General features: G+C 42.4%; 3 protein-coding genes. All 3 read right to left on the bottom strand.

Annotated features, from left to right (window positions below; genetic code table 11):
* Positions 1 to 226: 226 nt before the first annotated feature.
* Positions 227 to 7909 (bottom strand): sensor histidine kinase, encoded by a 7683-nt coding sequence (locus P2W82_RS17095; RefSeq protein ID WP_336517134.1) that lies wholly within the window; start codon positions 7907 to 7909, stop codon positions 227 to 229.
* 381 nt (positions 7910 to 8290) lie between these two features.
* Positions 8291 to 11689: a sensor histidine kinase gene (locus tag P2W82_RS17090; RefSeq protein ID WP_336517133.1), complete on the bottom strand. Its 3399-nt coding sequence runs from the start codon at positions 11687 to 11689 to the stop codon at positions 8291 to 8293.
* A gap of 410 nt (positions 11690 to 12099) precedes the next feature.
* Positions 12100 to 13440 carry an APC family permease gene (locus P2W82_RS17085; protein ID WP_336517132.1) on the bottom strand — a complete coding sequence of 447 codons (1341 nt, stop codon included), beginning with the start codon at positions 13438 to 13440 and terminating at the stop codon, positions 12100 to 12102.
* Between the last annotated feature and the right edge of the window lie 13 nt (positions 13441 to 13453).

The raw sequence follows: 13453 nt of genomic DNA, 5'->3' as shown, positions 1-13453 counted from the left end.
CTCCTGCGGCTGACTGTGATGAAGGGCGGAATCAGGATTTACAGGCCGATCAGATAACGGATGCAGTAATGAAGTGTTAACCTTTTCTTTAACAGATATTGGCTGAACAGCCGCTGACATCAGCAATAAGAAAAAGTAATCCGTAGATGATGTTTGCTAACTGCATATGCGTTGGAATTATACCCGGCATCGATTCAGTTTAGTTTTTATCCGGGTTCATCTCAAATCATCGGTCATTGTACATTGGAATCAGGATAATCATTTCTGTTCCTTCTCCGTCGATGCTATTTACCTTTAGTTCACCGCCATGTCCTTTCGTAATAATATCATAAGCCAGCGAGAGTCCAAGTCCGGTTCCCTGGCCAGTGGGTTTCGTAGTAAAAAAAGGCTGGAAGATTTTGTCGACAATATTAACGGGAATACCGTTTCCATTATCCTGAATTCTTATTTCTAAAAAATCATCGTTTGCGTTCCGAACCCGGTGAGTGCAGATCACTACTCTTGGCTCGTAAGACTTATCCAAGGTCTTTCGCTTTTCATTTACCGCATAAAACGCATTGTTGCATATATTCAGCACTGCTCTCCCGATGTCCTGGGAAACAAGATTCACATTACCTATGTTGTCATCAAATTCGGTTTCCAGGATCGCACTGAAAGAATTATCCTTTCCTCTTAATCCATGATAAGCGAGCCTGCAATATTCATCCACGATTTTATTAATGTCTGATAGTTCTTTTTCACTTACGCCCGTGCGACTATGCTGCAGCATTCCTTTCACTATTGCTTCAGCCCGACGGCCATGATGACTGATCTTTTCTTCGTTACCGGCAAGATCTTCGGCAATCGTTACTGCATCATCGTAGTTGCCTGTTTCAATTTCCTGTTTCAGCTCTGCTAACAACTCTTTGTTGAGTTCGGAAAAATTATTTACAAAATTCAGCGGGTTCTGTATCTCATGTGCAATACCGGCAGTAAGTTCGCCAAGCGAAGCCATCTTCTCCGATTGAATCAATTGTCTCTGTGTTGCCTGCAGTTCGTTCAGTGTGCTGTCGACCTGTTTTTTCGCTGCTTCCAGCTTGTTGAAATCTTCATAACGTGCATAGGCAGTCGAAAATGCGTCGGCCAGCGCCTGTACCAGTAGTAAATGATCCTCTGTCAATGGATCGGTAGCACCTACATACAACATACCCTGCAAAAAGGGAACAAAATGCAGATAAAGATCAGTGGGCCGGTGTTCTGTGAGGTATTTTGCACTATCTGTTATAGCACCCTGCTCCACCAGGGCTTTTGCCTGCTGTAAAAAATCAGCCTCATTCCAATGTGTCTTATATATTTCTTTTCTTCTCCAGAACGGTACTGCATCCGAAATCAGTGTATTATCTGAAAAGCCTGATGAAAATGATGCAATTGATCTGCCTTCTGTATAGAGGAATGTCTGTGCCTTTTGCGTTTCTTCATCCATAATAAAAACACCACAACGCATAAACGGAACTCCAAGGGTGGTGAGTTCATTCCAGATCAACGGAGTAATTCTTTCGAGATCAGCAGTTGTGCGCATGGAAGCTATATCTGCACGTACGCGATCTACCGACGCACGTTTAGTGGTTTCAATCGCCTGCGTCTCCGCTTTTTTCAGATCAAGAAAACGGGTATAAGTTTGTTCAAATACCTTTCCGAAACGAAGAAATATCTGAGTTTCGTTAAAGGGCTTTGTTGTTATAAAAAGCAAATATCCATATTTGAAAGTTACAGCGTGGTTCTTTTGCCAGGTTGGAATAGGATGACCACTGTCGATAAATTTCTGAAGACCTTCCCTGAAAGCGGGAATCTGCATGAAAGCTTCATAGTATTGCTTTTGTCTTTCACCTTCATATACTTCCTCATACATGCCTGACTGGTTCTTCCAGGCCTCATACATGCGTCGTTCTCCAGGTTCAACATTATATGAAACAGAGAAAACACCGATACTGGTCCATTTCTGAACCATTTCACTATGTTCATCGCAAATGGCGAAGGCAACACCCTGCAGTTCGGCACCGAGTTGCTTTACCTGATCAAACAAAAGCTCTGCTGCCTGTATCAACTCTGAACTTTCGTGCATGGCCATTGTCCTGGCGCGTACTCTTTCCAAAGCGGCTTCAATCTGCGCTTCCCTTGACTGAGCTTCTGCCTTTTGCAAATCAAGAAATCTCGTATACGTCTGTTCAAACACTTTTGCAAAACGCCTGAATATTTCATGCGATTCCGGTACAGGCTCATATGTTACAAACAGAAGATAGCCGTATTTAAAATAAGCGACGTTATCAAACTGAACCGTTGGTAATGCTATACCGGAAGTTTCATAAACTTTCATTTCTTCATGAAGACCCGGAAGCGTACTCAGGTATTTATAATGCGCAGCACACTCATCCGCAGAAAATTCCTGTACATGTAAAGTTTCTCCCCGTTGTGCAGCATCGTAATAGATGCGAAACACTCCTTCCCTCGGAATTTTGTAAGTCGATAAATATCCATCTTCATTGCAGAACCATTCTGTTGAACTCTCCTCATTATTATCAAATATGTTGAAGGCACAGCCCCAGGTTTTCACGCCAAGTCCTTTTATTTGATTCACCAGCAAAGCCGAAGTCTCTAAAAGTTCGGCGCTGTGCATCATCGCCATTGTTCTGGAACGTATCTTTTCGAGCGCTGCTTCAATCTTTGCCTCTCTTGCCTGCGCTTCCGCATTCTGCAGATCAAGAAAACGTTTATACGCCTGTTCGAACACATTCGCAAATCTTTTCAGGATCGAATTTTCTTCTTCTGAGTAAGGTACCGCTGCATAATTACCCATCACAAGAAATATATCGTTCATTACAATCATCGACCGCGCATAACCGGGCGTTTGCAATAGTATTCTCTTCACCTCTTCAGAAAAAATCTCCAGCCCGGGATTGCAGCTGAAGATATGTTTCAACCAACTGTTATTCTCCTCCTGGGTCAACAAGTCTGAATACACTTTTCCCGGTGACTTCTGCGCTTCCTTCAATCTTGTATTGCCTGGATTATCGATGTTAGTCCATCGGATCAGAAAAGCTTCATCATAGCCCTTTACCGCCATCCATAATTGCATGTCATAGTTTGGCTCATTGATTCCAAAACTTACGTTTCCGAATTTTATATTTAGTTGTTGCAATTGCGCAGATACAACGATGATTACATCCAGGAGTTCATCACTTTTATGCATCGCCATCGTGCGGCTTCGCACTCTTTCGAGCGCAGCTTCAATCTGCGCTTCTCTTGCCTGTACTTCTGCCTTTTGCAGATCAAGAAAGCGGATAAAGGACTGTTCGAAAACTTTAGCAAACCGAATCAGTATTTCCTTTTCTTCTTCGGATGGCAGTTCACCCTGTATGGAAGGAATCATAATAGCAGAGTTCTTAGCCCAGGCCCAGGCGATACCATGGTTCTTGCTCTCTAAAATATTTTTTTTGTGCTCTTCAGGTAACAGTCGGTAATCAGAGTGCTCAAAGGCATGTTTGAAGAAGGCGTTTTTCACTTCAAACGAAAACACTTTCGCAAAATAACTATCACCTCTGTTTTTAGAGGCCCAGGCATCATCGAATAATTCATCTTTGAAATAGGGCAGTAAATATGAAACAGAAGGTCGGGAGGGATCTTCGGCTGACGTCCAGTGCAGCACATCTTTGGAATCCGGGAAATAAGTACAAATTACTGCACCCCACACATCGAGTATAACACCGGTGTTCTTCAGTTCTTCAGCCATTACCCGCACCACATCTTTTAATTCATCGGTCTTGTGCATCGCCAGTGAACGTGAACGCACCCGTTCCAATGCTGCTTCGATTTGTGCTTCTTTTACCTGAGCTTCTGCTTTCTGCAGGTCGAGAAAACGTGTGTAGGTCAAATCAAAAACACGCGCAAACCTGGTCAGTAACTGCATGGTTTCACCCGGCACAGGTTCGTGGGTGGTGAAAAGCAGAAACCCTTTTGAAAAAAAAGCGGCCTGCTGAACGCGCCGTCCTTTTATTTTACTTTCATCGATAGGCAATCGGGCGTCCTCTTTCACATATTTCATCCATTGCACGAAATCATCTCCTGTCAAATCAACTACAATTGTGTCTTCCTGATTTTTCCAGGCTTCATGGATTTTTGCAATGCTGGTGGGTTCGTCCAATGAAAAAAAGTATTCATTATTTATTTCATTGCCACTCTGATCAGTAACCCATAATTCAACCTTCCGGCTTGTTTCATTAAAGATCCCGATACTCATGCGATCAGGTATAGTACCGAGCACATTGAATTGTTCAAAAAATACTTTAGCTGTTTCGGCCAGTTGTTCACTCTTGTGCATGGCCATGGTCTTCGCCCTCACCCTTTCCAGTGATGCCTCAATTTGTGCTTCTCTTGCCTGCGCTTCGGCTTTCTGCAGATCAAGAAAACGGGTATAGGTTTGCTGAAATACTTTACCGAAGCGCAGAAGTATTTTGTTTTCCTCATCAGAATATGGAATAGCCGAGAAATTTTCTATGTACAGACCCACATTATCCAACAAAACTGTTGACACTGCAAGACCTTTGCATTGCAGGTAAAATTCTTTTGCATCTTCTGGTATCGTAAATAATTTGAAGAGCGATTGATAGAACCTGTTTTTCTCTTCGAAATCCAGCAAGTCAGTATGTAAAACTGTCCCATTTGCTTTAGCCTCGAGAAAACTATTCCATGTGGGTGTATCAAAATATGGAAAAGTGGCAAAGAATGGTTCAATGTTCGGATCAGCCAGCCAAATGTGCATGTCATCCTGGTTTTTATAATCTATATAAAAACCTGCATGCTCCACGTTGATATTGAGATGAGCAAATTGCTCCAGCACAACCCGTATCACGTCTTTTAGTTCTTCACTCTTGTGCATAGCCATACTTCTGCTTCTCACTCTCTCCAATGCCGCTTCTATCTGCGCCTCTCTGGCCTGTGCTTCTGCTTTCTGCAGATCGAGGAATCGGGTATAGGTTTGATTAAAAACTTTTCCGAGTCGGATAAAAATATCATGTGCTTCAGGAACTTGTTTGTAGGTAATAAACAAAAGACTTACCCTTGGGCCAAATACAAAATGATCATACTGATACAATGGAAACTCAAAACCACCTTGCAGCATGAGCTCATATTGTTGCTTATCTCCAAAACCTGCGAGTGCCAGGTAGGTTTCCTTCAGCCTTTCGCCTTCGGCAAACTGCACTAAAAATTCCTGACCACTTCTCCTCGCGTCACGAACCTCTCTTAATACTGCGGTTGCATTAGTCTGCACAGTATAAGGTTCAATAAATACGCCGTCAGGATCCGTTACATAATCAATGTATGATTCATTGTCCTCGCTCCAAACATTAAACCCGGCCGTCCATGCCTCTATACCTAGCAATGTTACTTGCCTGAAAAGCAGGCTGGCAACTTCATTTAGCTCTTCGCTTTTATGCATAGCCATGGTCCTGGCGCGAACTCTTTCCAATGCCAGTTGAATCTGAGATTCTCTTGCCTGTGCTTCCGCTTTCTGTAAATCCAGAAACCGTATATAAGCCTGTTCAAATACTTTGGCAAATCTTACTACAATCCGGAAATCTTCTTCGGGGACGCTGTATCCTGACCAGTTATCAAAACCAATGACAGAATTTTTCTCAGCGGCTAAACATGCGGTCCAGCTCTCTCTTTCTATTTGTATCTGCCGGATATGTTCAGGAATTTTTTCAAAGTTGTTTTTCTGAACCCAGCGGAAATAATTGTTTTTCGTATTTCCTGAATATGATCTGTTGAAGATATGTTCCCCGTTTTCGATTGCCTTCCACAGATCTCTTATGATGTCATTATTTTCAACTTCTTCGTCATAGGGAATATCAATCATTTCCGGTTCTGACAAATGATTTGTTGCAATCCAGAGTTGGATATTTCTTTTTTGCTTGTTGAAAAGAAAGATGAGTACCCCATCAAATGAAATCTGCAATTCTTTCAGTCGAGCAAACAAGGACGCAGCGACCTGTTTTAGTTCATCTGAATTGTGCATCGCTAAAGAGCGTGCACGCACTTTCTCCAACGCCGCTTCAATCCTTGCTTCTCTTGCCTGTTCCTCTGCTTTTTGTACATCCAGGTAACGGGTATACGACTGCTGAAATACGCGGCCAAATCTTTGGATAATATCAGTATTCTCATTTGATAAAGGCTCGAAACTTCCCACCATCATTAAGCCATAATCACTGATCGTACTCGTGGTGAAAATGGCGCCTTCTTCCCTCATTCCTTTCTTTACTGCTGAAGGTAATCCTGCTAACTCCGTTTTACTGAAAAGATGATCCTCCCATTTTTTTTTCAATTCTCCCGATAAAGTAAATTGATGCAACGGAGTTTTGTTTTGCCAGGCCTGCAGGTAACTGAGAAAAACAGGTTGATCATTGTAGTCTATCCTGTAACTATCTGCAACATTTTCTGATTCCGGATTCGCAGACCACCAGGAAATATATTTCTCTTCATCATTAAATACCCAGATCAACACCCTGTTTAAAACAAGATCAAGTGTTTTCAGCTCATGGAAAATGCTGCCGGCAATGTCTGCGATTTCTTTTGATTCACGCATGGCCATTGTCCTGGTTCTCACTCTTTCCAATGCAGCTTCAATCTGTGCTTCACGCGCCTGCGCTTCTGCTTTCTGCAAATCAAGAAACCGGGTGTAGGCCTGTTCAAATACTATTGCAACCCTTTTATAAACAGCAAATTCTTCTTCTGTAAATAGAGAACCATCGAAGCTATCTGCAAATAAACCAGCGTTTTTTCCAGGTATAAAACACACCACCTGACTTTCAGCATTCCTTATAAATGCCCTGGCATGGTCGGGGATCACAATAGTATCATTATGGGCAAACACGTAATCAAACCATCGATCTTTTGTTCTCCTATTGTAAATTTTATTGAAGATCCGTTCTCCGGTCTGCATGGAATGCCATAAGTCTCTATGACAGGTGTCGGCCTCCATCATTTCCTTATCATAAGGCAGATAAACCCTTGGCGCAACTTCTGATAGTGTGTTGCCAGGCCAGAAAACAGAGTTCATCGTTTTGAAATCGAAGAGTTGAATGGCAATCGTATCATGCGTAACTTTTAGTTCGTGCAGCTTTGAGAAAACAGTTCCAATAATCTCTCTCAGCTCACCGGAGTTGTGCATCGCAAGTGATCGCGAACGAATTTTTTCAAGAGCCGTTTCTATCTGAGCTTCCCTTGCCTGAGCTTCTGCTTTCTGAAGATCGAGAAAGCGTGTATAGGCTTGATCAAAAGTGCGGGCAAACTTCTGTAATATCCTGAATTCATCTTCTGTTGTAACTTCAGCCGACCAGCTATCGACTCCGATCAGCGAATGATCTCCCGCGGCTACAGTCATCGTGAACAATTCCTGCTCATCAATGTAATTTTTTACATCCTCCGGAATTTTTGATGAGTTATTGTATTGCGAGATGTACAGAAAAAAATTATCTTTTTCATACCTCGGATATGTTTTGTTACTGAAAGACTTTCTGTGGTCTTTTGCATGCCAAAGATCCTTTACCACAGCATTCTGCATAAACCCGTTATCAAATGGCAGAACATTTTTTACCGGTGAGATGCCCATGCCCTTAATCCAGTGGTGAATCGATCTTACATTTTCATCGAAAACAAATATCCCTGCTCCATTAAAAGAAAGTTTCAGATCTGCCAGGTTCTGAAATAGTACATTAACTATTTTTTCAATATCATCTGAATTTTGCATCGTCAGGGATGCAGAGCGAACATTCTCCATAGCCGCTTCAACTTCCAGTTCCCGGTTTTTTATAGCCAGTTCCCTTTCGAGGACAGCGTTCCTGGCGATCAGCATTTTTTCGCTGTCTGTTTTCATTAATCTGCTCGTTTGATTTTGAGATGGAATATCAAATGTGGATGATCATTTTACAACTATGAAAATGTACTTACTGGGTTCAAAACAGCGGGTGCCGGATATCATTGGATCAAAAATTTACGCGGCAAAAACATATGATCAACCGCAGCAAACATCCCTGCATCAAAACTGGAAAAAGCGTAAATGGCGGTAGTAAACAGCCCGGGTTCCAAAAAGCACTGTTATGGATAAGGTAGGATGGTTCAAAAAGAAGGGAGACGTATAGCCCGAAACTAACTTCCTGCAATTTCCGCCCGATAATCTTTGATGAAATTTACGAATACCAATTCATTTGCAAAACACAATGTTTTTGCGATCGGCAATCTATGCTCAAATGACAGATCAGGAGACTGGTAGCACGAGAGTAAACGAACTCCCCTGTTTTTCAACTGATTCCACATTGATAAGGCCACCATGGGCTTTTGCAATATCGTATGCGAGTGATAAGCCCAGGCCTGTACCCTGGCCTGTGGGTTTTGTAGTGAAAAAGGGTTGAAAGATTTTACCGATGATGTTTTGCGGGATACCGTTACCATTATCCGTAACCGTTATTTCGAAATTACCCGACACTCGTTTGGTGGCAACGGTAATTATCGGTCGATATGGGTTATTGTCTACTTTATTTTTTGTAGTAATGTTATTAGATATCTCATGCATGGCATAGCGTTCAGTGCAGGTATAAAACGAGTTATTCAGCAAATTCAGTAATACTTTGCCAATATCGTGGGGTACAATATTGATCTTTCCGATGGATTGGTCATAGCTGGTGTTTATATCCACATCAAATGAACGGTGCTTTGCCTTATAACTCTGAATGGCGAGCTTCAGGTATTCATCGACCAAAGCATTAATATCTGTCAGTTCCTTAGCTCCTGATCGCGACTGCGAATGCTGTAACATGCTTTTTACGATAGCATCAGCACGCCTGCCATGATGATTGATCTTAAAAAGGTTTTCTCTTATGTCCAATAGTAAAGTTTCATCGTTTTCATCTGATACAATCCCGATAGAAACCTCGTGGCCGTTTTCTTTTGCTTTTTGCCTGTTGGCTATCGCTTCATCGATCAACTCTGCACTCACCTCGGAAAAGTTATTCACGAAATTCAACGGGTTCTGAATCTCATGCGCAATACCAGAAGTGAGTTCTCCAAGCGATGCCATTTTTTCTGCCTGGATCAGTTGTGCCTGTGTGGATTTTAAATTGGAAAGAGATTCCTTTAACTCATTCGTCCGGAGATTCACCTGGTATTCCAGTTGCTGGTTTTTTATCCTTAGCTGTTGCGACCTGTATCGAATGAAAAGATTAATTCCGGCAATCAACGCTATCGCATACAGAAGATAGGCCCACCAGGTACGCCACCATGGCGGTCTGACAACCACCCATGCATTTGCTTCTTTCTCGGACCATATCCCCGAATGATTTGCTGACTTAAGGTGAAACAGGTACCTGCCCGGCGAAAGATTGGTATAAGAAGCAGATTTCCGGTTGGTGATGTAATTCCAGTCCTTATCTACTCCATCAAGTTTATATGCGAAAGCATATTTTTCGGAATTGATCAGATCAAAATTGGTGAACTCAAATGTAAATACCGACTGGTTGTACTTTAAATTGAATGTGTCTGCCCGGTACAAGGGGAGGGAATAAATGGATTGCTCAGCCGACTTTAATGGCTGATTAAATAATTTGAAATCTACAATTGCCGGAGCCTGTTCATTCTTTTCTGCTTCAGACGGTTGAAAAAAGATAACATCCCCATCAACAGTTCCAAATGCAATAGTTCCGTCTTTCATCCTGGCCGAAGCAAGAAAATTAAATGCTCTGGTTACCAGACCGTCTTCTTCCTTAAAGGTGACAGGGCTCCCTCCCTTTCTGGGTAGCATAGCTAATCCTTCGTCTGTACTCAGCCAGATATTACCATTCTTATCCTGTTCGATTTCATACACGAGGTTACTTGGAAGATCATTGTCCGTAGAATATCTTGTAAACCTGTTTTTATCCGGATCGAATTTATTCACACCGGCACTCACCGTTCCGATCCAGATATTTCCCTGGTCATCTTCTTTCATTGCGACCGTTATAAAAAAACTGAGGCTGTTTGTATCTGCCGGGTTAGTAGTGAAGTTTGTAAATTTTCCCCGAAGTGAACTATCATCAACTGCGTCAAATCTGAAAATGCCTTTGTTTAAGGTGGATACCCACATTCTGTTCTGCCGATCCTTAAGTATGTCGCTCACGGCCACCTCCGTACTCACCTGGTCATTTTCTCCCGGCCTTTTGAATATACCAGTTGATGGATTAAAAACGATGAGCCCACTGCTTCTTGTTCCTATCCAGATATTATTGTTGTTATCAGCACAGATAGCATAAATGATTCCCCAGTCTGTATTCTGCTGATCGATAACTGCAGTTGCATAATGTTTCATCAGTTCCGGCTTTGCAGGATCAGCAATAAAAAACAATCCATCCGACGCTGTACCAAGCCAGATTCCCCGATGGCTATCCTGGAAAATAGAAAACACCGCTGCATGATCTTTTCCACCGGGTAAAGAAACTAACCTGAGCTTTTTTTCTGATGGACTGTATTTTGCCAGACCCTGCTCTGTTCCGATCCACCAGTTGCCTGCATCATCTTCAAAAATGAAATTGGATTTCCCCGCGCCTAACAATGCTTTCAGACCGGGTATGGTCTTGAAAAAGTCATGGTTCTTATTCAAAAGATAAATCCCCTGTCCTTCAGTAGCGATCCAGGTGTTATGCAACGGATCTTTGTAAAAACGGTTGATACCGCGAATAGATTGATTCAACTTATTTTCACCTGTAAGATTCTTAAAATATTTTTCGTCTTCATTCCAACTGAAGATGCCTTTATCGGTTCCCGCTAATATGGTTCTTTGGTTTAGTTCCGTGAATGCCGACACAGTTAATCCTGTGAGCTGTTTAAGGTTTTCCGGCTCTGCCACATTTATTGCAGCATATGTTCTGCTATCAACGACGTCGATCCTGTTGTCAGAACCAATCCATATCCTGTTTTTCCCATCTGCATAAAGCGCATAATATGCTGATGAATCCCTGCCCGTAAAAATTTGGTTTAGCGATGATGCAGGAAGCGTTTTCTTTGTGTCAAGATCCAGGTGATAAAGTCCGCGCATCGTTGCAATCAGCAATTTGTTTTTACTGATTTCGAGGACGGAGGTAACCCCCATTTTGTTATTGACCTCTGGCTGTGGTTTGATCGAAAAAATTCTTTCGAGATGATGTTTCACAGGATCATATTTCAACACCGTCCCGGCTGCTGTACCACACCAGATGAAATCAGAAAACGGAGATCGGGAAACAGAAAATATCAATCCATTATCCTTCACTTCCGGTAGATTATCAAGACCACTAACGCTGATTGATTTTTCTGTTTTTCTGTCGAATACACAAAGCCCGCCACCAAGCGTACCGAGCACAAGATTCCCTGTGACATCTTCACAAAAATCAAGGATGTAATTATGGGGTAGACTTGTGCTATCCCCGGGCTTATGTTGATACCGAACCAGCAGATTACCATCATAACGGTACAGCCCACTCACTCCCCCAAACCACAGAAAACCTTCCTTATCCTGGTAGATGGAAGTTACAATTGATTTCGGAGGTAATCCTTTGATGCTGTAGGCAGTGAAGGAGGCTGAATGCTGAGCTGATGCATTGATGAGAAACAGCCCAAGCAAACCAACAGAAAGCAGGCATAGTTTCATATATTATAATTAAAATCAGACGATCATGCATAAGCGCGGATCAAATCAATGGTATGAGGTAAGAGGTACGAAATAAAAAGTAAGAAGTACGAAATATGCGAAAAGTACAGAAGTGTTGGATTTGGTATCTGGTTTGCCGGATAGGTTCAGGGATGACGGCCTTTTAAATGTTATCTCCGACAGATCAGTTATTCCGCATGAATTTAAAGATCAAAAATTGCAACAAATAATCGATCGGTTTCTTCTAATCACCTGAAAATAAAATTACAAACTGAAGCGTTTCACCGGGTTTAGTATCGAACTTTTCTTATTGCCTGTGCTTCAACTAAATCATCTGCAACAATCCCGGACACCGACAGGCGAACAGAGCAGCGATTTTTAATGCCGTGGCCATGATGAAGCCCAGGCTTCTATCTCATCCCGTTGGACGCTCCCCTTTCCAGTGCTTTCGTTCTTCTTTTATAGGAAGAAGTAAACAAATAAAATACACTGATCAATCCAATGAAACCGATAGTCGATAACACTTCCGTCCTGCTTAAACTTGTCAGCAACCAAATTATTGCAGCAATAGAAATCAATGGCACCAGCGGTCCAAAAGGTATGCGGAATATTTTCTCCCCAGGCTGTGTTTTCATTCTCAATTTTAAAACGGATAATGCCACTGCCAGGTAAATCAGCAACACTGCACCACTCGCAAGGACAGCCAGCTGCCTAAATCCGCCAGCAACGCAAAAAATAAAAATCATCGATGCATAAATCAATACGGCGAACCACGGTGTTGCAAATTTTTTATGCACTTTGCCGAATTGTTTTGGAAACATACCGTCAATCGAACCTGCAAAAAGCAAACGGGGTGAAGCAAAAATGTCATTGCATACGAGCCCAAAACAGGAGAGTGTTGCTGCCAGGATCAGAATCACACCTCCGGTATTACCTGATATGCGTTTTGCCACTTCCGCAAGTGGAGCTTCTTTGAAATCGCTAAGGGAATCGCCAAGAATTCCCTGCGTTACCACCTGTAACAGAATATAAACAGCTAATGTGAAAGTGCCTGCTGTGATAAGACTAACAGGAATGGTACGCTGCGGATTTTTTATCTCACCACTCACATTGAGTGACGTTTCAAAACCTGCAAATGCAAAGAACAGGATCAGGGCCGTGTCTCCAAACATTTGTATCGATGGCATCGTTCCTATCCGAAGATGCTGAAGATCGATGTATTGAATGCCGAAAACAATGAGCGCTAATAATGGAAGAATTTTAAAGACGGTAACCACTTTTAAAAATAACACGCCGATACTTGTTCCATAAATATTGATGAGTGTAATTACAGTCAGAATTACAAAAAACAATACTGACCTCGCGAACCCCTCCGAAAAAATCGGAAACAGTAGTGATAGTGAGTCTGCAAGAATATGCAGTACCGCCGCACTGCTCAGTCCTGCCCAACCAAAAAAGTACAGCCAATTGACCAGGTATCCTGCAAATGGACCAAAGGCTGCTTCCGCATACGCGTATGACCCACCCGATCTTGTGATGGTGCTGCCGGCTTCAATGTAACAGAGCATGATGGATGCCAGCATCAATGCACAAAAAACATAACAGAAAATACCAGCCGCACCCAGTTGCAGACCAACGATTGCAGGCAGGATGAAAATTCCTGAGCCTATCGAACCATTAATGGTGGACATCGTTAGTCCCGGAATGCCGATGACCCTTTGTAGTCCTTCCTCTGTTTTTTCAGAAATCATCTATTATTGGTTG

It is taken from the genome of Pollutibacter soli (assembly GCA_029269725.1).
Lineage (GTDB): Bacteria > Bacteroidota > Bacteroidia > Chitinophagales > Chitinophagaceae > Pollutibacter > Pollutibacter soli.
This window is presented reverse-complemented; position numbering and strand designations above follow the sequence as displayed.